19 protein-coding genes and 1 pseudogene (1 of these 20 running past the window's edge) are annotated in these 18,367 nt (G+C 61.0%); 11 read left to right on the plus strand and 9 right to left on the minus strand.

Going from position 1 to position 18,367, the window contains the following annotated elements:
* Nucleotides 1–202 precede the first annotated feature (202 nt).
* The 4 genes from trpE to trpC are packed head-to-tail and all read left to right on the plus strand — an operon-like array spanning nucleotide 203 to nucleotide 4,180.
* Nucleotides 203–1,696, plus strand: a complete 1,494-nt coding sequence (gene trpE, locus B2D37_RS20790) for an anthranilate synthase component I (protein ID WP_079204489.1) — start codon at nucleotides 203–205, stop codon at nucleotides 1,694–1,696.
* 11 nt (nucleotides 1,697–1,707) lie between these two features.
* Complete coding sequence (locus tag B2D37_RS20795; protein WP_079204490.1) at nucleotides 1,708–2,304, plus strand: aminodeoxychorismate/anthranilate synthase component II; 597 nt, start codon at nucleotides 1,708–1,710, stop codon at nucleotides 2,302–2,304.
* Nucleotides 2,301–3,347 carry an anthranilate phosphoribosyltransferase gene (trpD, locus tag B2D37_RS20800; protein WP_079204491.1) on the plus strand — a complete coding sequence of 349 codons (1,047 nt, stop codon included), beginning with the start codon at nucleotides 2,301–2,303 and terminating at the stop codon, nucleotides 3,345–3,347. The genes B2D37_RS20795 and trpD overlap by 4 nt, the downstream gene beginning before the upstream one ends.
* Nucleotides 3,344–4,180 (plus strand): indole-3-glycerol phosphate synthase TrpC, encoded by an 837-nt coding sequence (gene trpC / locus B2D37_RS20805; protein ID WP_079204492.1) that lies wholly within the window; start codon nucleotides 3,344–3,346, stop codon nucleotides 4,178–4,180. Before trpD ends, trpC begins: the two co-directional genes overlap by 4 nt.
* Nucleotides 4,181–4,237: 57 nt before the next feature.
* On the opposite strand, the gene crp is transcribed toward trpC, so the two are convergent.
* Nucleotides 4,238–4,882, minus strand: coding sequence for a cAMP-activated global transcriptional regulator CRP (crp, locus tag B2D37_RS20810; RefSeq protein WP_079204493.1), 645 nt, complete (start codon nucleotides 4,880–4,882; stop codon nucleotides 4,238–4,240).
* Nucleotides 4,883–5,113: 231 nt separating this feature from the next.
* On the opposite strand from crp, the gene B2D37_RS20815 reads away from it, so the two are divergent.
* Nucleotides 5,114–5,560, plus strand: a complete 447-nt coding sequence (locus B2D37_RS20815) for an OsmC family protein (protein ID WP_079204494.1) — start codon at nucleotides 5,114–5,116, stop codon at nucleotides 5,558–5,560.
* A 68-nt stretch (nucleotides 5,561–5,628) separates the two neighbouring features.
* Here B2D37_RS20815 and coq7 read toward each other — a convergent pair.
* Both coq7 and B2D37_RS20825 read right to left on the minus strand, forming a co-directional pair.
* Nucleotides 5,629–6,275: pseudogene (coq7, locus tag B2D37_RS20820) on the minus strand (2-polyprenyl-3-methyl-6-methoxy-1,4-benzoquinone monooxygenase).
* Between the two features lie 97 nt (nucleotides 6,276–6,372).
* Nucleotides 6,373–6,711 carry a histidine triad nucleotide-binding protein gene (locus B2D37_RS20825; protein WP_079204495.1) on the minus strand — a complete coding sequence of 113 codons (339 nt, stop codon included), beginning with the start codon at nucleotides 6,709–6,711 and terminating at the stop codon, nucleotides 6,373–6,375.
* Between the two features lie 85 nt (nucleotides 6,712–6,796).
* Between B2D37_RS20825 and B2D37_RS20830 the strand changes: the two genes are divergently transcribed.
* Nucleotides 6,797–8,275, plus strand: coding sequence for an AAA family ATPase (locus B2D37_RS20830; RefSeq protein ID WP_079204496.1), 1,479 nt, complete (start codon nucleotides 6,797–6,799; stop codon nucleotides 8,273–8,275).
* Here the strand turns inward: B2D37_RS20830 and B2D37_RS20835 are convergent, their stop codons facing one another.
* The 4 genes from B2D37_RS20835 to hemJ form a co-directional block, all read right to left on the minus strand.
* Nucleotides 8,276–9,064, minus strand: a complete 789-nt coding sequence (locus tag B2D37_RS20835; RefSeq protein ID WP_079204497.1) for an SDR family oxidoreductase — start codon at nucleotides 9,062–9,064, stop codon at nucleotides 8,276–8,278.
* A gap of 59 nt (nucleotides 9,065–9,123) precedes the next feature.
* Nucleotides 9,124–10,095 (minus strand): DUF805 domain-containing protein, encoded by a 972-nt coding sequence (locus B2D37_RS20840; protein WP_079204498.1) that lies wholly within the window; start codon nucleotides 10,093–10,095, stop codon nucleotides 9,124–9,126.
* A 309-nt stretch (nucleotides 10,096–10,404) separates the two neighbouring features.
* The gene (locus tag B2D37_RS20845; RefSeq protein ID WP_079204499.1) at nucleotides 10,405–11,367 is read right to left on the minus strand and encodes a nitronate monooxygenase family protein; all 963 of its coding nucleotides are present in this window, start codon (nucleotides 11,365–11,367) and stop codon (nucleotides 10,405–10,407) included.
* Between the two features lie 19 nt (nucleotides 11,368–11,386).
* Nucleotides 11,387–11,815 carry a protoporphyrinogen oxidase HemJ gene (hemJ, locus tag B2D37_RS20850; RefSeq protein ID WP_079204500.1) on the minus strand — a complete coding sequence of 143 codons (429 nt, stop codon included), beginning with the start codon at nucleotides 11,813–11,815 and terminating at the stop codon, nucleotides 11,387–11,389.
* Nucleotides 11,816–11,949: 134 nt separating this feature from the next.
* On the opposite strand from hemJ, the gene argC reads away from it, so the two are divergent.
* The 4 genes from argC (at nucleotide 11,950) to erpA (ending at nucleotide 14,563) form a co-directional block, all read left to right on the plus strand.
* Nucleotides 11,950–12,984: an N-acetyl-gamma-glutamyl-phosphate reductase gene (gene argC, locus B2D37_RS20855; RefSeq protein WP_079205060.1), complete on the plus strand. Its 1,035-nt coding sequence runs from the start codon at nucleotides 11,950–11,952 to the stop codon at nucleotides 12,982–12,984.
* Nucleotides 12,984–13,715: a DUF6776 family protein gene (locus tag B2D37_RS20860; RefSeq protein WP_154067133.1), complete on the plus strand. Its 732-nt coding sequence runs from the start codon at nucleotides 12,984–12,986 to the stop codon at nucleotides 13,713–13,715. Before argC ends, B2D37_RS20860 begins: the two co-directional genes overlap by 1 nt.
* A 9-nt stretch (nucleotides 13,716–13,724) precedes the next feature.
* A complete protein-coding gene (locus B2D37_RS20865; RefSeq protein WP_079204501.1) occupies nucleotides 13,725–14,135 on the plus strand; it encodes a polymer-forming cytoskeletal protein in 411 nt (136 codons plus the stop codon).
* A 77-nt stretch (nucleotides 14,136–14,212) separates the two neighbouring features.
* Nucleotides 14,213–14,563, plus strand: coding sequence for an iron-sulfur cluster insertion protein ErpA (erpA, locus tag B2D37_RS20870; protein ID WP_079204502.1), 351 nt, complete (start codon nucleotides 14,213–14,215; stop codon nucleotides 14,561–14,563).
* A gap of 73 nt (nucleotides 14,564–14,636) precedes the next feature.
* On the opposite strand, the gene B2D37_RS20875 is transcribed toward erpA, so the two are convergent.
* Nucleotides 14,637–15,728, minus strand: a complete 1,092-nt coding sequence (locus B2D37_RS20875) for an anhydro-N-acetylmuramic acid kinase (protein WP_079204503.1) — start codon at nucleotides 15,726–15,728, stop codon at nucleotides 14,637–14,639.
* A 5-nt stretch (nucleotides 15,729–15,733) separates the two neighbouring features.
* On the minus strand, nucleotides 15,734–17,176 hold the full coding sequence (locus B2D37_RS20880; protein WP_079204504.1) for a peptidoglycan DD-metalloendopeptidase family protein: 1,443 nt from the start codon (nucleotides 17,174–17,176) through the stop codon (nucleotides 15,734–15,736).
* A gap of 213 nt (nucleotides 17,177–17,389) precedes the next feature.
* Between B2D37_RS20880 and tyrS the strand changes: the two genes are divergently transcribed.
* Nucleotides 17,390–18,367 carry the 5' portion of a tyrosine--tRNA ligase gene (tyrS, locus tag B2D37_RS20885; protein WP_079204505.1) on the plus strand. The gene runs 222 nt beyond the window's last position, so the window shows 978 of its 1,200 coding nt (coding positions 1–978); its start codon is at nucleotides 17,390–17,392; the stop codon falls past the right edge of the window.

An 18,367-nucleotide genomic window follows, 5' to 3' on the forward strand; every position in this document is an offset into this window, starting at 1 on the left:
CTGGCGGCTGCGCTAGTGTTGCCAGTCTTTACTCCTGCCTAAGAGAGCTCCGTGGTGGTTACCTGCACGCGCTGGTCCGCAAGAACCGGTATGAAAATCATCAAGGCCCTGGCCCGTTGGCGCTGGCGCCTCTGACCTGATCTTGGCCGCTTAAGCGGCGCGTTTGCACACGACCGATTTACCCTCAAGCCACGAGGCTGATATGACCCGCGAAGAATTCCTGCGTTTAGCCGCTGCCGGCTATAACCGCATTCCGCTTGCCTATGAAACCCTGGTCGATTTCGACACCCCGTTGTCGATCTACCTGAAACTGGCCGATGAGGCCAACAGCTACCTGCTGGAATCGGTCCAGGGTGGCGAGAAATGGGGGCGTTACTCGATTATCGGCCTGCCGGCGCGCACCGTGCTGCGCGCCTATGGCCACAGCGTCAGCATCAGCGTCGATGGTGTGGAGGTGGAGCGCCACGAGTGCGCCGACCCACTGGCCTTCGTCGAGCAGTTCCAGGCGCGCTACCGGGTGCCGACCCTGCCCGGACTGCCGCGCTTCAATGGCGGCCTGGTCGGTTACTTCGGTTACGACAGCGTGCGTTACGTCGAGCCGAAGCTGGCGGCGGGGAGCAATCCCGACCCGCTGGGTACCCCGGATATCCTGCTGATGGTGTCCGACGCGGTGGTGGTGTTCGACAACCTGGCCGGCAAGATGCACGCCATCGTCCTCGCCGATCCGGCCGAGGAGGGCGCGCTGGAACAAGGCCAGGCACGCCTGCAGGAGATCCTGTGCAAGCTGCGCCAGCCGATCACCCCGCGCCTGGGCGTCGACCTGAATGCCCCGCCTGGTGCCGAGCCGGTGTTCCGCTCCAGCTTCAGCCGCGACGACTACGAGCGCTCGGTCAAGGCGATCAAGGAGTACATCCTCGCCGGCGACTGCATGCAGGTGGTGATTTCCCAGCGCATGTCGATTCCGTTCAAGGCCGCACCGATCGACCTGTACCGGGCGCTGCGCTGCATCAACCCGACGCCTTATATGTACTTCTTCAATTTCGGCGACTTCCATGTGGTCGGTAGCTCGCCCGAGGTGCTGGTGCGTCTCGAGGACGGCCTGGTCACGGTGCGGCCCATCGCCGGCACCCGTCCGCGCGGCGCCAACGAAGAGGCCGATCTGGCCCTGGAGCAGGATCTGCTCGCGGATGCCAAGGAAGTCGCCGAACACCTGATGCTGATCGATCTGGGCCGCAACGACGTCGGTCGGGTGGCCAGCACCGGCTCGGTCAAACTCACCGAGAAGATGGTGATCGAGCGTTATTCCAACGTCATGCACATCGTCTCCAACGTCACCGGCCAGCTGAAGCCTGGCTTGAGCGCCATGGATGCGCTGCGGGCGATCCTGCCGGCCGGCACCCTGTCCGGGGCGCCGAAGATTCGCGCCATGGAAATCATCGACGAACTGGAGCCGGTCAAGCGTGGCGTCTACGGCGGCGCCGTCGGTTACCTGGCCTGGAACGGCAACATGGACACCGCCATCGCCATCCGCACCGCGGTGATCAAGGACGGCGAACTGCATGTGCAGGCTGGCGCCGGCATCGTCGCCGACTCGGTGCCGGCGCTGGAGTGGGAAGAAACCCTGAACAAGCGTCGCGCCATGTTCCGCGCCGTCGCGCTGGCCGAACAAACCGTCCCTGACCAGAACCCGCGCTGAGGAGTCCTGCCATGCTGCTGATGATTGATAATTACGACTCCTTTACCTACAACGTGGTGCAGTACCTCGGCGAGTTGGGGGCCGACGTCAAGGTGATCCGTAACGACGAGCTGAGTGTCGCCGAGATCGCCGCGCTGCAACCCGAGCGCATCGTGGTTTCGCCCGGGCCCTGTACGCCCAACGAGGCCGGCGTGTCGCTGGCGGTCATCCAGCACTTTGCTGGCAAGCTGCCGATCCTCGGCGTCTGCCTGGGCCACCAGAGCATCGGCCAGGCCTTCGGCGGCGACGTGGTGCGTGCGCGCCAGGTGATGCACGGCAAGACCAGCCCGGTGTTCCACGAAAATATCGGGGTGTTCGCCGGCCTCAACAATCCGCTGACGGTGACCCGCTATCATTCCCTGGTGGTCAAGCGTAAAACCCTGCCGGACTGCCTGGAAATGACCGCCTGGACTCAGCTGGAAGATGGCGCGGTCGATGAAATCATGGGCCTGCGGCACAAGACCCTGCATATCGAGGGCGTGCAGTTCCATCCGGAATCCATTCTCACCGAGCAGGGCCATGAGCTCTTTGCCAACTTCCTCAAACAACATGGAGGCATGCGCGCATGAACATCAAGGAAGCCCTCAATCGGGTCGTCAGTCAGCTCGATCTGAGCACTGCAGAAATGCAGGATGTGATGCGCGAGATCATGACCGGCCAGTGTACGGACGCGCAGGTCGGCGCCTTCCTCATGGGTTTGCGCATGAAGAGCGAGACCATCGACGAGATCGTCGGTGCGGCGCAGCTCATGCGTGAGCTGGCCGCGCCGGTGCAGATCGAGGCCGAGCACCTGGTCGACACCTGCGGCACCGGTGGCGACGGCATGAATATCTTCAACGTCTCCACCGCGGCGGCCTTCGTCGTCGCCGCGGCCGGTGGCCGGGTGGCCAAGCACGGCAACCGGGCGGTCTCGGGCAAGAGCGGCAGTGCCGATCTGCTGGAGGTCGCCGGGGTCAACCTCAACCTGACCCCCGAGCAGGTGGCGCGCTGTGTCGAGAGCGTGGGAGTCGGCTTCATGTTCGCCCCGGCCCACCATGGCGCGATGAAGTACGCCATCGGCCCGCGTCGCGAATTGGGCCTGCGTACCATCTTCAATATGCTTGGGCCGATGACCAATCCGGCCGGGGTCAAGCATCAGGTACTGGGGGTGTTTAGCAAGGCGCTGTGCCGGCCGTTGGCCGAGGTGCTGCAGCGTCTGGGCAGTGAGCATGTGCTGGTGGTGCATGCCCAGGATGGTCTGGATGAGATCAGCCTGGCGGCACCGACCTTCGTTGCCGAACTGAAAGACGGCGTGGTCAGCGAGTACATCATTCAGCCGGAAGATTTCGGCATCAAGAGCCAGAGCCTGATCGGTTTGACCGTCGATGACGCCGAACAATCGCTGGCTCTGATCCGTGATGCGCTAACCAAGCGCAAGGGCGAGCAGGGCCAGAAGGCGGCCGACATGATCGTGCTGAATGCCGGGGCGGCGCTGTATGCCGCCGATCTGGCCAGCAGCCTGAAAGAAGGTGTAGAACGGGCCCATGATGCGCTGCATACCGGGCTGGCCTGGGAGAAGCTGCAGGAGCTGGTGTCCTTTACCGCGGTATTCAAGCAGGAGAATCAAGGGTGAGCATTCCAACCATTCTGGAGAAGATCCTTGCCCGCAAGGCCGAAGAAGTGGCTGAGCGTCGCGCCATCGTCGGCCTTGCGGAAGTCGAGCAGCAGGCCCGTGCCGCTGATACCCCGCGGGGCTTTGCCCGGGCCTTGCAGGAACAGGCCAAACGCAAGCAACCGGCGGTCATCGCCGAGATCAAGAAGGCTTCGCCGAGCAAGGGGGTGCTGCGTGAGCTCTTCGTCCCGGCGGACATCGCCCGCAGTTACCAGGCCGGTGGGGCGACTTGCCTGTCGGTGCTGACCGACGAGGATTTCTTCCAGGGCGCCGACCTCTACCTGCAGGAAGCACGCAACGCCTGCGGCCTGCCGGTGATCCGCAAGGATTTCATGATCGACCCCTACCAGATCGTCGAATCCCGTGCCCTGGGCGCCGATTGCGTGCTGTTGATCGTCGCGGCGCTGTCCGATGCGCAGATGGCCGAATTGGCGGCGACCGCCAAGGCCTTCGATCTCGATGTGTTGGTCGAAGTGCACGATGGCGATGAGTTGGAGCGGGCGTTGAATACCCTGGACACCCCGCTGGTGGGAATCAACAACCGTAACCTGCATACCTTCGAACTCGACCTGGAGACCACGCTGGATCTGTTGCCGCGAATTCCGCGTGACCGCCTGGTGGTGACCGAGAGCGGCATTCTCAATCGCGCCGATGTCGAGCTGATGGAAATCAGCGAGGTGTATGCTTTTCTGGTCGGCGAAGCCTTCATGCGTGCGGAAAATCCAGGGGTCGAACTGGAGCGGCTGTTCTTTCCCGAGCGCCGGCGGATGATCGCCAGCCCTGCGGTGGACTGATCGCTGCGAATAATAAAAAAGCCGGCGCATGCGCCGGCTTTTTTATACCTGGCGACTTCAGCGGGTGCCGAACACCACCATGGTTTTACCTTTGACGTTGACCAGGCCTTGTTCATCCAGGGCCTTGAGCACGCGACCGACCATCTCGCGCGAGCAGCCGACGATGCGGCCGATTTCCTGGCGGGTGATCTTGATCTGCATGCCGTCCGGGTGAGTCATGGCGTCCGGCTGTTTGCACAGGTCGAGCAGGGTGCGCGCGACGCGGCCGGTGACATCGAGAAACGCCAGGTCGCCGACCTTGCGCGTGGTGTTGCGTAGGCGTTCGGCCATCTGGCTGCCGAGGGCGTAGAGGATGTCCGGGTCTTGCTGGGTCAGTTCGCGGAACTTGGCGTAGCTGAGTTCCGCGACTTCGCATTCGGTCTTGGCGCGCACCCAGGCGCTGCGCTCTTTCTCCGCACCGTCCTTGTCGAACAGGCCCATCTCGCCGAAGAAATCCCCGGGGTTGAGGTAGGCGATGATCATTTCGCGGCCATCGTCGTCCTCGATCAGAATGGTGACCGAACCTTTGACGATGAAGAACAGGGTTTCGCAGCGATCGCCTGCATAGATGATGGTGCTCTTCGCCGTATAACGGCGGCGGTGACAATGTGCGAGGAGTTTGTCGAAATTCTTGATTTTAGGTGTAAGGGTAATTGCGACCATGCCCGAGTCCCGAAAATAAAAAGGTAAGCCTTTGTCTGACAGGCAATTTCTTATAGTTATCTGGCCAGTGTGCCAGTAATCCGGCGTCAGCTTAACAAACACGCCAAGGGCCGGGTCGTTTTTGCGACCTGGCTAGCATCTTGCCGCGGAACTTCCGCGCAGAAGGCTGAAGCCAGGCCGTGAAAAGGGCTGTGCTAAGCTGCGCCCCTTTTTAACAGTGGAGGCTTGCTAATGAAAGCGCGCATTCAATGGGCCGGCGAAGCCCTGTTTATCGGCGAGTCGGGCAGTGGTCACGCGGTGGTGATGGACGGCCCGCCGGAGAGCGGTGGGCGTAACCTGGGTGTGCGCCCGATGGAGATGTTGCTGATCGGTCTGGGCGGTTGCAGCAACTTCGATGTGGTCAGCATCCTGAAAAAATCCAGACAGCCGGTCGAGAGCTGTGAGGCCTTTCTTGAGGCCGAACGGGCCAGCGAAGAACCCAAGGTGTTCACCAAGATCCACCTGCACTTCGTGGTCAAGGGCCGAGGCTTGAAAGAGGCGCAGGTCAAGCGTGCGGTGGAGCTGTCGGCGGAGAAGTATTGCTCGGCCTCGATCATGCTCGGCCGTGCCGGGGTCGAGATCAGCCACGACTATGAGATCATCGAGCTGGGTGAAGCCGCTATAAGCGCCAAGCCATAAGCTGCGAGTGAAAAGTATAAAGGGCGCCAGCGGCGCCCTTTATGCTTTTGCCATCATCTTGCTCGCAGCTACAGCCGATAGGCGCTCTTGGTCATGACCTTGGACAGCAGGGTCATGCCGATTTTTACCGGCGTCGGGAAGCGCATGCCGCCGGCCTCCAGGGCGCTGGTGGCATGGCGTTCTTCATCGAGGCGCATCTGCTCGAGGATCGCCCGTGACTTGTCGTCGTTTAGCGGTAGCTGTTGCAGGTGTTGGCTGAGGTGTTTGACCACCTGATCTTCGGTGGCGGCGACAAACCCAGGCTGATCTTGTCGCTGATCAGGCCGGCCACGGCGCCGACACCAAAAGACAGACCATAAAACAGCGGATTGAGCACGCTGGGGTGGCTGCCGAGTTGGCGGATACGTTGCTCGCACCAGGCCAGATGATCGATTTCCTCAGCGGCGGCATGCTCCATGGCGCTACGTACCTGTGCGAGCTTGGCGGTCAGCGCCTGGCCCTGGTACAGCGCCTGGGCACATACCTCGCCAGTGTGGTTGATGCGCATCAGGCCAGCGACATGCCGCGCGGTTGGTTCATCCAGTTCGGTCTCCGCCTGCACGATGGCCGGTGAGGGACGACTGGGCTGGCCGCTGAAAGGCAGCAGGGTACGCAGAGCCGCGTCCGCTTGCAGGAACAGGCGGTCTACGGGGGAGTAGTGACGTTCGCTGGCCATCGGGCACCTCCGGCGAAAAGAGAGTGGCAAGTTTACCCCAATCGCTGTGCCGCGGCTTGACCGGCGTCAGGGCGTCGGGCAGGGCGGGAGTCGTTGCTCAGCCCGGCGGCCAGGTCATCTGCCGTTGACCAAGGACATGCATATGGATGTGGTAAACGGTTTGTCCGCCCAATTCATTGCAGTTCATCACCACGCGAAAACCTTCTTCGCAGCCTTGTTCTTTGGCCAGGCGCTGAGCGGTATAGAGAATGTGCCCGGCCAGGGCTTTGTCGTCTTCGCCGAGGTCGTGGAGGGTGTGAATGTGCTTTTTCGGGATCACCAGGAAATGCACCGGGGCCTTGGGGCCGATATCGTGAAAGGCGATCACTTGATCGTCCTCATAAAGCTTGCGTGCGGGTATTTCACCGGCGACGATCTTGCAGAACAGACAGTCCATGGCACAGTCTCCTGGCCTGTTGAATGAGGCCCGAGTCTAACGGGCTGGGTTGATCCCGGCCAGATGATCGCCACAAGGAGCAGGTGTGAAGAACGATATCCATGATCTGGGCCTGGTGCTCGACTCCAGGGTCAAGCTGATCCTCATCGAGTCCTGGGATGAGCCGCGCGTGCTGGAAACGCTGACCGGTCTGGCGGTCAAGCGTGGCCTTGGCTTGCACACCTGGTCGGTGACCGAAGGCCTGCAGCGCCTGGGCTTCGGCGGTGAGCCGCTGGGCGAAGGGGCGAGCCAGGAGCCGGAGGCCGCGTTGCGGCTGATCAAGGCCGATCCGCAGGCGAATCTGTATGTGCTGTGCGACCTGCATCCGTTTCTCGCCGACAACCCCAAGTTGGTGCGCTTGCTCAAGGAAGTCGCCATGCGCGATACGCCGCAGGCGCCAACCCTGGTGCTGGTCTCCCATGCCTGCAAGCTGCCGGCGGAGGTGCAACGCTTGGCCGCGCGCTTCAGCCTGGCGCTGCCGTCGGAAGATGAGTTGCTGGCGATCGTGCGCGAGGAAGCCAGCCGCTGGAGCGAGCGCAATCACAATGCCCGGGTGCGCACCGATAACCGTACCTTGCAGCAGGTGGTGAAGAATCTGCGCGGCTTGAGTCATGGCGAAGCGCGGGTGTTGGCGCGCAATGTGATCTGCGATGACGGCGCGATAACCCAGGAGGATTTGCCGGAACTGAACAAGACCAAGTTCCAGCTCCTGGATCTTGAGGGGGTGCTGAGCTTCGAGTACGACACCGCACGCTTCGCCGAGATCGGCGGCTTGAGCAACCTGAAGCGCTGGTTGGCCGAACGCCAGGGGATTTTCCTCGACGGCCAGGGCGTCGACCTGCCCAAGGGCATGCTGCTGGTCGGCGTGCAGGGTGGAGGCAAGAGTCTGGCCGCCAAGGCCGTGGCCGGATTGTGGGGCTTGCCCTTGCTGCGTCTGGACTTTGCCTGCCTGTACAACAAGTTTTTTGGCGAGACCGAGCGCAACCTGCGTGAGGCCTTGAGCCTTGCCGAGCAGATGGCCCCCTGTGTGCTGTGGATCGATGAGATCGAGAAAGGCCTGGCCAGCGGCGAGCATGACGGCGGCGTCAGCCAACGTGTGCTCGGCACGCTGCTGACCTGGATGGCCGAGCGCAAGGCGCCGGTATTCATGGTGGCGACCGCCAACGCCATCGAGCGGCTGCCGCCGGAACTGGTGCGCAAGGGGCGGTTCGATGAGCTGTTCTTCGTCGACTTGCCCGATCAGGCTGTGCGCGCGGAGATCTTCCGCATTCACCTGGCGCGGCGCGAACTGGAACCCGCAGGGTTCGATCTGCACCTGCTGGCGAGTGCCAGCGCGGGGTTTTCCGGGGCAGAGATCGAGCAGGTGGTGGTCAGCGCCCTGTATGCCGCCCAGGCGCAACAACAGGCGGTCGATCAGGCCTTGCTGCTGCACAGCATCCAGAGCACTGCACCCTTGTCGGTGGTGATGGCCGAGAACCTCAATGCCTTGCGCGCCTGGGCTCACGATCGTACGGTCTTGGCCTAATCAGCTGCGGTTGAACGTCCGGTTGAGCCGCGCCGCGACTTTGCGCACCAGCCAGCGCGGTGCCAGGCGCGGCGCCATGGCCTGCAGCCGATTGCGCCAGCCAGGGATGATGATCGCGCGGTTTTTATCCAGCGCCTTGAGCGTGATCAGCGCCACCTCCTCGGCGCTGAGCATCCGTTTGTCGTGTTCCGGCTGTGCGCTGTCCACCTGTACCGAGCGCAAGAGTGCGCTGCGCGTAGGCCCTGGGCAGAGGACTGACACGCGAACGCCGTATTCCTTGAGCTCTTCACGCAGGGCTTCGGAGAAGTGCAGGACGTAAGCCTTGCTCGCGTGGTAATTACTCATCCATGGGCCGGGATGAAATCCCGCCAGCGAGGCGACATTGAGGATTTGCCCGCTGCCCTGTCCGGCCATCACCGTGCCGAGCGCATGGCAGAGTCGGGCGAGTGCGAGGATGTTCACCTCGATCAGTTGCTGCTCGCCGCGCCAGTCCTGAGCGACGAAGGCACCACAAGTGTCCACCTCGGCGCTGTTGATCAGCAGGTCGATGGACAGCTCGCTCTGTTCCAGTTCATGCAGCAGGCCGGAGATTTGCAGTGGTTCGGCGAGGTCGCAGGCGCGGAACAGGACTTCCACGGCAAAGCGCTGGGTCAGCTCGCAGGCGATGCTGTCCAGTGCATCGCGTTGCCGTGCAACCAGGATCAGGCTACGCCCGCGACGTGCCAGGGCTTCGGCCAGAGCCAGACCGATACCGCTGGAGGCTCCGGTTATGAGGGCGTAACGAGGCATGAGGTTTCTCCGGGAGGGGCGGGCCTGGCCTCATGCCGCGATGAGGGTTGCGCTGCGAGTCAGAAGCCCGCGCGGTTCACATAATCCTGGTAGGCGGGCAGGGTGATGGCTGCCAGGATGCCGAGTACCGGGACCAGTAGCCAGAGCAAGGCCAGTACCTTGACCGCGCGACTGTTGGGCGGTGCTGGTGGGCCGTAGCGATTCGCCCCGGTTGTGCCAGGAATGACCAGCATCAACAGGGCGAAGACGCCACCGACAATAGGCACTAGGTTGATCAGCCAGAGCCAGCCGGACCAGCCGATGTCATGCAGGCGCTGCACGCCGATCTGTACGCTGACGACCATTATGCCAATGCCAACCAAGGCTATCAGGATGCCACCGACTATTTCGGAAATGGCCAAGCCCATGCTGGCCACGCCGAACAGGGCCAGCGCCCCCAGCAACAGCATCAGCGACCAGGCCAGATAGCGCAGGCGGCCGATGCGTCCGTTGAGGCTGAATACCTCGAGTTCGCCGAACTCCGGCAGTGCTTCTGCCACTGTCGCCAGAGGTGTTGCGTAGGGTGTATTAGCGGTCTTGCCGATAGCGCCGGGCTGCTGAGACTGGACTGGCCGTGTGTTCTCGCTGAGCGCAGCCTGACGGGCGATAAATTTATCGATGATGATGCCGCAGGCAGCGCATTTCGCCGCCTTGGCTTGCAGGTGCCCGCACTTGGGGCAGGTCATCTCGACGCTGGCATTGTTTGCCGCATCGTCAGTGCGGTGATCCTCGGTGTCGACCAGACTCAGGCTGGCGGCCAGGTCCGGCTCCTTGCGTGCCTTGGCGCCCGCGCGATGCAGGGCTGCGAGGTATTGGTCGGCCTCGCTCTCCTGCAGATCGCGTTTGATGGCGATAGGGGTGCCGCTGAATAGCGCGTTAATCCGCGTGCGGTCGCTCTTGAACAGGCGTGCAAGGTTGTCTTGGGCGGTTTCCAGCGCGACTTCCGGCATTAATTCGCCATTGAAGACAATCTTGAAGCGGGCTTGGGTCATGCGAGTGTCCTTGTCGGCGCTATGGGTACATGGCCACTACAGCCTAGCGGGCCTGCAGGGCTCTGAACAAGCAGGCTGGCGCACAAATATGCTGGTTGCTTCACAGCTTTGCGTGCGTCGTCCTGCGGCTGACAAAACCACCAGCGTGTAATCGGCATAGTTTGCTGAAGCGGCCCGGCAGCTTCGGCGCAGTTGTGACGTGGCCGCCGTTATAGGTGATAGGCGTATTGGCCGTTCTGCCGTTGCGCTTGGCCAGGGCGAGTTCAGTGTATGGGGCGCGGCTGGCGATCTGACTGCTGGGAGAGTGCTTCAGCGCGACCAGCGCTGCTGCAGAAGTTGGGCCCGACGCTGCGCATCGCGGTATTCACGATCCAGGCGCGCCACCAGCGCATCGACGCTCGGCAAATCGGCGATGCTGCCGACGCCCTGGCCGGCCGACCACACGGTTTTCCAGGCCTTGGCCTCGTCGCTGATCGGTTTGAGCTTCTCGCCGTAGTTGATCTCGCCCTTGTTTTGCAGCTGCTTGAGATCGTAGCCGGCCAGTTCCAGACTCTGGCGCATGAAGCTGGCCGGCACGCCGGATACCGCTGGGGTGTGGATGATGTCGGCAGCCTGGGCATCCACAACCATCTGCTTGTAAGCCGCCGGAGCGTTGTTCTCCTGAGTGGCGATAAAGCGGGTGCCGAGGTAGGCCAGGTCGGCGCCGAGCAATTGCGCGGCGAGAATTTCATGGCCGTGATTGAGGCAGCCAGCCAGCAGCAGGGTCTTGTCGAAGAACTGGCGGATTTCTGCAATCAGGGCAAAGGGGCTCAAGGTGCCGGCATGACCACCGGCGCCCGCGGCGACCGCGATCAAGCCATCGACCCCGGCTTCTGCGGCTTTCTCCGCATGGCGGCGGGTGGTCACGTCGTGGAATACCAGGCCACCGTAGCTGTGTACTGCATCGACCACTTCCTTGGCCGCGCCGAGGCTGGTGATGACGATGGGCACGCGCTGTTCGATGCAGATCGCCAGATCGGCCTGCAGGCGCGGATTGCTGCCATGTACGATCAGGTTGACCGCATAGGGCGCCGACTCGGCCTGCAGGCCGGCTTCGATCTCTTCCAGCCAGGCCTTGAAGGCGCCGCTGTCGCGCTGGTTGAGCGCGGGAAAGCTGCCGACGATGCCGTTATGGCAGCAGGCGAGGACCAGTTGCGGGTTGGACACCAGGAACATGGGGGCGGCCACTACGGGCAGGCGCAGGCGTTGTTCGAGCAGGGCGGGAAGGCTCATACGGATTCCTTGGGCAGATTCAGAAGGGTTTGACCACGACCAGGATGACGACCGCGAGCAAGGCCAGCACTGGCGCCTCATTGAACCAGCGGTAGAACACATGGCTGCGCCGGTTCTCGCCACGGGCGAAGCGCTTGAGCTGGGCGCCGCAGAGGTGCTGATAAGCGATCAGCAGGACGACCAGGCTGAGCTTGGCGTGCATCCAGCCCTGGCTGAAGTAGTAGCCGGGATTGAGGCTGACCAACCAAACCCCGAAAATCAGGGTGGCGATCATCGACGGCAGCATGATGCCGCGATACAGCTTGCGCTCCATTATGCAGAAACGCTCGCGACTGGTGTCGTCTGCGCTCATGGCATGGTAGACAAACAGGCGTGGCAGGTAGAACAGCCCGGCGAACCAGCAGACCATGGCGATGATGTGCAGGGCTTTGAGCCACAGATAGAGCATTGTTCGACTCCCTGAATGATAAATAGGCCCGATAGTAGTGGCCTGGCTCCGATACGTCATCTGCACGGTTGGCCGTTGGCGGTTACGGCCTTATCATCGACGGCTTTCCAATGGCTTTTTGCAAGGGGCAAGTGATGGTCAAGGTCGGTATCGTCGGCGGCACGGGCTACACCGGAGTGGAATTGTTGCGCCTGTTGGCGCAGCACCCACAGGCGCAAGTTGCAGTCATCACTTCGCGCTCAGAGGCGGGCTTGCGCGTCGACGAGATGTACCCGAACCTGCGCGGTCACTACCCTGACCTGGTCTTCAGCGTCCCGGATATCGCGACTTTGGGTGCCTGCGATGTGGTGTTCTTCGCGACCCCGCATGGCGTCGCCCATGCCCTGGCCGGCGAGTTGCTGGCGGCCGGCACCAAGGTGATCGACCTGTCTGCCGACTTTCGCCTGCAGGACGCCGAAGAGTGGGGCAAGTGGTATGGCCAGCCCCACGGCGCGCCGGATCTATTGCCAGAGGCGGTTTATGGTTTGCCAGAGGTCAACCGCGAAGCAATCAAACAGGCGCGCCTGATCGCCGTGCCCGGTTGCTACCCGACCGCTGCACAGTTGGGCTTTATCCCGCTGCTGGAAGCCGGACTGGCCGACACTTCGCGGTTGATCGCCGACTGCAAGTCCGGAGTCAGCGGCGCCGGGCGCGGTGCCAGCGTCGGTTCGTTGTTCAGCGAGGCGGGTGAAAACATGAAGGCCTACGGCGTCAAAGGGCATCGTCATCTGCCGGAAATTTGCCAGGGTTTGCGTCGTGCGGCTGGCTCCGAGGTGGGGCTGACCTTCGTGCCGCACCTGACCCCGATGATTCGCGGCATCCACGCGACCTTGTATGCGACCGTGGCGGACCGCTCGGTCGATCTGCAGGCATTGTTCGAGCAGCGCTATGCCAGCGAGCCGTTTGTTGATGTGATGCCGCCCGGCAGTCACCCGGAAACCCGCAGCGTGCGAGGGGCCAACGTTTGTCGCATTGCCGTGCACCGCCCGCAAGATGGCAATCTGGTGGTGGTGCTGTCGGTGATCGACAATCTGGTCAAAGGTGCTTCCGGCCAGGCAGTGCAGAACATGAACATCCTTTTCGGGCTTGATGAGCGCCTGGGGCTATCCCACGCGGCCATGCTGCCCTGATGGCCGGCTGGGAAGTCCGTCCCAGTGACCCGCGACGTGCAGGCCGGGTGCGACTGGTACTGCTGTTGTTGCTCCTGGCTATTCCTGCCGCGTTCTATGCCGGAACCTGGTGGCAGTTGCACGCAACTCGGACGATCGAGGTTGAGTTCCAGCCGCTGCAGCAGCGCTTGATCGCGTTGGAGCAGGAGCTGGATCAGCTGCGCCAACGCCTGATTGTGGCCAGCAGTGGCGAAAAAGTGGCACAGCAGGCCAACGAACAGAGCCGGTTGACCATCAAGTTGCTTGAAGAGCAGATCTTCAAACAGCAGCAAGACCTGGCGTCCTACAAAGGCGTGTTGGCGCCAGCCAGTCGTCGGGAAGGATTACGTATTCGCGCCTTTGAGTTGCAGGCCACGGACAGACCGGGGCACTTCCGCTACAAAATACTTCTCAGCCGGGTGGGCAAGGACGACAAGCCGCTTGACGGCCAGTTAGTGGTAACAGTGGAGGGGCGTAAGGGCGGTAAGGCGGTCAGTTTGGAGCTGGCCGCACTGACGCAAGACTTGCCTGATCAGTTCAGTGGTCAGGTGATTCCCTTTGCTTTCAAGCATTTCCAGGCTATTCCTGAAGCTGGACGCTTCGCCGAGCTGAAGTTGCCTGACGGCTTTACTGCGCATCAGATCAGGGTGCGTGCCGAGATCAAAGGCGAAAAGCCGTTGGAGCGGACATTCAAATGGATCGACCAGGAGTGACAGCCTTCCATGTGGAATAAAGACAAACGCAAGACCGACTTGCAGCGCTTCACGGGCAAGACCAGCCTGATCGCCGCGGGGGCGGAGCTCAACGGAGACTTACGCTTTCACGGCGCCGTACAGGTCGATGGGCGGGTCTGTGGCGACCTGCAGACCAGTGAAGGCATGGTTCGAGTCAGTGCCGAGGGGCAGGTTGAAGGTGAGATCCGCGCCCCCCGCATAGTGATCGACGGCGAGGTTATCGGCGATGTTTACGCCAGCGAGCACCTCGAGTTGGGTAGTCGCGCGCGCGTGTGCGGTAATCTGTATTACGGCTTGATGGAAATGGCCATGGGGGCACAGATCGAAGGGAGCATGCGTCCACTCAAAGAGCAGCCGCGACCTTTGGAGTTGTCGGAAAATCTGGTTACTGCAGAATAGTTGACCGCTTTTGTAGGGTAAGGGGATAATGCAGGGCCTCAACGCAGTATGGCGTCTAGCGCCGGGAGATATTCAGCATGAGCGTCGAAACCTTCACCCCCACAGCTTTGCTATTCACCCAGGGCGCGGCGAGCAAGGTGAAGAGCCTGGTCGATGAAGAGGGTAACCCTCGCCTGAAGTTGCGCGTGTTCGTCACGGGTGGCGGCTGTTCGGGCTTCCAGTATGGCTTCACCTTCGATGAAGAACTCGCCGATGACGACACCATTGTCGAGCGCGAAGGAGTGAGCCTGGTCGTTGACCCAATGAGCTTCCAGTACCTGGCGGGTGCCGAGGTGGATTACCAGGAGGGCTTGGAAGGCTCGCGTTTCGTGATCAATAATCCAAACGCAACCACTACCTGTGGCTGTGGTTCGTCCTTCTCGATCTAGCTACGTCGGCCCAGAGGAATGACGCCGCGCCAAGTGCGCGGCGTTGTCGTTTCTGTGCTTGCATAATCCGTGGTCAGGCAGGGTAGATAGCGCCGAGCACTCGCAGCCCGCAAGCGCCTGTCACGCTCGGCCGATTGGCGGGTATGCCTTCCAGGCAGCAATGGGCCAGCCAGGCGAACGCCATGGCTTCCACCCAGTCTGCAGGCACGCCATGGGCCTGCGTGCTGTTGACTACGCAGTGTGGGAGCAGCGCGGCGAGGCGTGTCATCAGCGTACGGTTATGCGCGCCACCACCGCAGACCAGCAGCTCATCAGTCTCGCGTTGGGCGCTGTGCAAGGCCTTGCTGATACTAATTGCCGTCAGTTCCAGCAATGTCGCTTGCACATCCGCTTTGGCATAGCGAAGTTGCTTGTCCAGGTGCTGGTCGAGCCAGTTCAAATTGAATAGCTCGCGGCCGGTGCTCTTTGGTCCCTGAGTTTTGAAGAAGGGGTCGCTGAGCAAAGCGTCGAGTAGCTTGGGCTGCACCTTGCCACTGGCAGCCCAGGCGCCGTCGCGGTCATAGCTGTCGCCGTGTTGGCGTTGGATCCAGGCATCCATCAGCACATTGCCTGGGCCACAATCGAAGCCGCGCGCAGGTTGATCGGGTGCGAGTAGACTGAGGTTGCTGAACCCGCCGATATTCAATACCGCGCGATAGCTGTGTTGCTCGGCAAATAAGGCTTCATGGAACGCCGGCACCAGGGGGGCACCTTGTCCTCCAGCGGCGACATCGCGGCGGCGAAAATCGCTCACTACGCAGATGCCGGTCAGTTCGGCAAGCAGCGCGGGGTTGCCTATCTGGACGGTGAAGCCGCGAGCCGGCTCATGGCGAATGGTTTGGCCGTGGCTGCCGATTGCGCGGATTGACGTGGGGCTGAGCTCTTGCTGTTTCAGCAGCGAATGGATGCCTTGGGCAGCCAGTCTCACCCAGCGCTGTTCGACCATGGCGGCCCGAGCCAACTCGTCCGGGCCCGGTGCGCACAGAGCCAAAAGATCAGCACGCAGGTCATCCGGCATGGGCAGGTAATGGGTGGCGAGTAGAGTGATCTTTTCGCTTTGCTCGATCAGGGCGATGTCCAAGCCATCAAGGCTGGTACCGGACATCACCCCAAGATAGAGCGGCATCGGCCTTAGCGCTTGTTGAGGGCAAGCAGGGTGGTTTTTTCTTTATCCATGCGTGCCATCAAGGGCGTGCTCAATTGCATGAAACGCGGCTTTTCATTGCGGGCAATAGGATCGGCCATTGGCAGCTTTTGGCTTAGAGGATCGACATGGGTGCCGTTGACCTGAAACTCGTAATGCAAGTGTGGTCCGGTGGAAAGGCCGGTAGTACCAATGTAGCCGATGATCTGGCCCTGCTTGACGCTGCCGCCGGTGCGGATACCTTTGGCGAAGCCTTGCATGTGGGCATAGAGGGTGCGGTAGCGACTGCCGTGCTGGATGACAACGGTGTTGCCGTAGCCGCCTTTGCGTCCGGCGAGAGAGATCTTGCCATCGCCAGCGGCTTTGATTGGTGTCCCGCGGGCTGCGGCGTAATCGACGCCCTTGTGCGCGCGGATTTTGTTCAGGATCGGATGACGTCGACCATTGGAGAAGCGTGAACTGATGCGGGCAAAGTCTACAGGGGTGCGGATGAAGGCCTTGCGCATGCTGGTGCCGTCGGCACTGTAGTAGCTGGTGTTGCCTTGCTTGTCGGTATAGCGCACCGCAGTGTAGGTCTTGCCGCGATTAGTAAACCGTGCCGAGAGAATATTGCCGGTGCCGACTTGTTTGTCGTTGACCACTTTTTCCTCGAAAACCATCTCAAATTCGTCGCCGTCACGAATGTCCATGGCAAAGTCGATGTCATAGCCGAAAACGTTGGCCAGCTCCATGGTCAAGCCATGGGAGAGGCCGGCGCGCTTGGCGGACAAAAACAGCGAACTGTTGATCACGCCATGAGCATAGGCGCTTCTGACGTCAGGTTTGACGCGCTCGCGTTCGAAGGCAAAGCCTTTATCGTTCTTGGCCAGGCTGATGCTTTCGAGGTCGCTGAGTTTGCTGTGCAAGCGTTTCAGTTGACCATCCGGGGTGAGCTGGAACTCCAGCGCCTGACCAACCTTGAGGCGGCTGAATTGCTTAGCCTCTTTACTGCTGCTCAATACCTGGTGAAGATCGGTCGCTGACAGGCCGACTTCGGCAAATATTGTGGAGAGCGTATCGCCGTTCGCAACCTTGACTATCTTGTGGCTCGGGTCGACTGGTGCGGTGGCTGAAGCTTCAACGCTAGGGTTGGCGTTGTTCTCTGTCTCAACGCTTTGTTCGGCGCTATTACGGGTATTCGCGGGTTTCTCGATTTTGGCGAATGGCGAGGTGTTTTGCGCATCGCTGGGGCTATCTGGGCGGAGGTCATCCTTTTCACGAAGGACAAGCTCTGCACCGCTGTCGAGTTCAAGGCTGAGGTAGGTTCTCTTGGCTTCGACTTCGCGTGTGGGAAACACCAGCAAGGCCAGGCTGAGCAGTGCGGCTATGCCACTGGCAGCCAGAATGTGGGTTTTCGGGTACAGAGGAGGGGCTTTGCTTATAGGGGTCATAGGCGGCTTTTGACTTTAAATAGATGAAAAGAAAAGATGAAGAAAATGATGAATATGCAGTAACTGTATAAAATATAACCAAATCGTCTACGAGGCAACCCCAAAGGAGGGGCAATAGGCCAGGAAGCGAGAGCTGATAGGGCAAAACTTGTTATTTGTCCGTGATCTTGTATGGTTGGTTCCCTTTAATTTTGTGTGGTCGTGAGTCCTGTCATGAAGTCGGTCGAAGAGCAGCTGGCGCTGATCAAGCGCGGTGCGGAAGAGGTGTTGGTTGAGTCCGAGCTGGTGGAAAAACTCAAGCGTGGTCAGCCGCTACGTATCAAGGCGGGCTTCGACCCGACGGCGCCGGATCTTCACCTCGGGCATACCGTGCTTATTAATAAGCTGCGGCAGTTTCAAGAGCTGGGCCATCAGGTTATTTTTCTGATCGGCGATTTTACCGGAATGATCGGTGATCCGAGCGGCAAGAGTGCGACCAGGCCGCCGCTGACGCGTGACCAGGTGTTGGCAAATGCCGAGACCTATAAGACCCAGGTGTTCAAGATCCTCGATCCGGCGAAAACCGAGGTGGCGTTCAACTCCACTTGGATGGATCAGCTGACTCCCGCCGACTTTATTCGGCTGTCTTCGCAATACACAGTTGCGCGCATGCTTGAGCGTGACGATTTCAGCAAGCGTTACTCGACCAATCAGCCTATTGCCATTCACGAGTTTCTCTACCCGTTAGTGCAGGGCTATGACTCTGTTGCCTTGCGCGCGGATGTCGAGCTGGGTGGGACCGATCAGAAGTTCAATCTGCTGATGGGGCGTGAATTGCAGCGCTCCTATGGTCAGGCGTCGCAGTGCATTGTCACCATGCCGCTGCTGGAGGGGTTGGACGGCGTCAAGAAGATGTCCAAGTCGCTGGGCAACTATGTGGGCATACAGGAAGCCCCGGGTGTGATGTATGGCAAGCTGGTGTCTATCCCTGATGTGCTGATGTGGCGTTACTTCGAGTTGCTCAGCTTTCGCTCAATGGAAGAGATCGCTCAGCTTAAGCTCGACGTCGAGAATGGTGCCAACCCGCGTGATATCAAAATCAAGCTGGCTGAGGAGATAGTGGCTCGCTTTCATGGGGAGGAAGCGGCGGCGAGCGCTCATCGTTCGGCGGGTAACCGCATGCGCGAGGGTGAGCTGCCGGAAGACTTGCCG

Origin of the sequence: Pseudomonas sp. CC6-YY-74, from assembly GCF_002025205.1 — a bacterium.
Classification (GTDB): domain Bacteria; phylum Pseudomonadota; class Gammaproteobacteria; order Pseudomonadales; family Pseudomonadaceae; genus Aquipseudomonas; species Aquipseudomonas paeninsulae.

What these genes read in the sequence shown, in the direction of transcription:
- trpD (WP_079204491.1), top strand. Translation starts at nt 2,301, where the DNA reads ATGAACATCAAGGAAGCCCTCAATCGGGTCGTCAGTCAGCTCGATCTG.
- B2D37_RS20795 (WP_079204490.1), top strand. Translation starts at nt 1,708, where the DNA reads ATGCTGCTGATGATTGATAATTACGACTCCTTTACCTACAACGTGGTG.
- hemJ (WP_079204500.1), bottom strand. Translation starts at nt 11,815, where the DNA reads ATGCTCTATCTGTGGCTCAAAGCCCTGCACATCATCGCCATGGTCTGC.
- B2D37_RS20875 (WP_079204503.1), bottom strand. Translation starts at nt 15,728, where the DNA reads ATGCCGCTCTATCTTGGGGTGATGTCCGGTACCAGCCTTGATGGCTTG.
- B2D37_RS20840 (WP_079204498.1), bottom strand. Translation starts at nt 10,095, where the DNA reads ATGACCCAAGCCCGCTTCAAGATTGTCTTCAATGGCGAATTAATGCCG.
- crp (WP_079204493.1), bottom strand. Translation starts at nt 4,882, where the DNA reads ATGGTCGCAATTACCCTTACACCTAAAATCAAGAATTTCGACAAACTC.
- B2D37_RS20845 (WP_079204499.1), bottom strand. Translation starts at nt 11,367, where the DNA reads ATGAGCCTTCCCGCCCTGCTCGAACAACGCCTGCGCCTGCCCGTAGTG.
- B2D37_RS20865 (WP_079204501.1), top strand. Translation starts at nt 13,725, where the DNA reads ATGTGGAATAAAGACAAACGCAAGACCGACTTGCAGCGCTTCACGGGC.
- trpE (WP_079204489.1), top strand. Translation starts at nt 203, where the DNA reads ATGACCCGCGAAGAATTCCTGCGTTTAGCCGCTGCCGGCTATAACCGC.
- B2D37_RS20825 (WP_079204495.1), bottom strand. Translation starts at nt 6,711, where the DNA reads ATGGACTGTCTGTTCTGCAAGATCGTCGCCGGTGAAATACCCGCACGC.
- B2D37_RS20860 (WP_154067133.1), top strand. Translation starts at nt 12,984, where the DNA reads ATGGCCGGCTGGGAAGTCCGTCCCAGTGACCCGCGACGTGCAGGCCGG.
- argC (WP_079205060.1), top strand. Translation starts at nt 11,950, where the DNA reads ATGGTCAAGGTCGGTATCGTCGGCGGCACGGGCTACACCGGAGTGGAA.
- erpA (WP_079204502.1), top strand. Translation starts at nt 14,213, where the DNA reads ATGAGCGTCGAAACCTTCACCCCCACAGCTTTGCTATTCACCCAGGGC.
- B2D37_RS20835 (WP_079204497.1), bottom strand. Translation starts at nt 9,064, where the DNA reads ATGCCTCGTTACGCCCTCATAACCGGAGCCTCCAGCGGTATCGGTCTG.
- B2D37_RS20880 (WP_079204504.1), bottom strand. Translation starts at nt 17,176, where the DNA reads ATGACCCCTATAAGCAAAGCCCCTCCTCTGTACCCGAAAACCCACATT.
- B2D37_RS20815 (WP_079204494.1), top strand. Translation starts at nt 5,114, where the DNA reads ATGAAAGCGCGCATTCAATGGGCCGGCGAAGCCCTGTTTATCGGCGAG.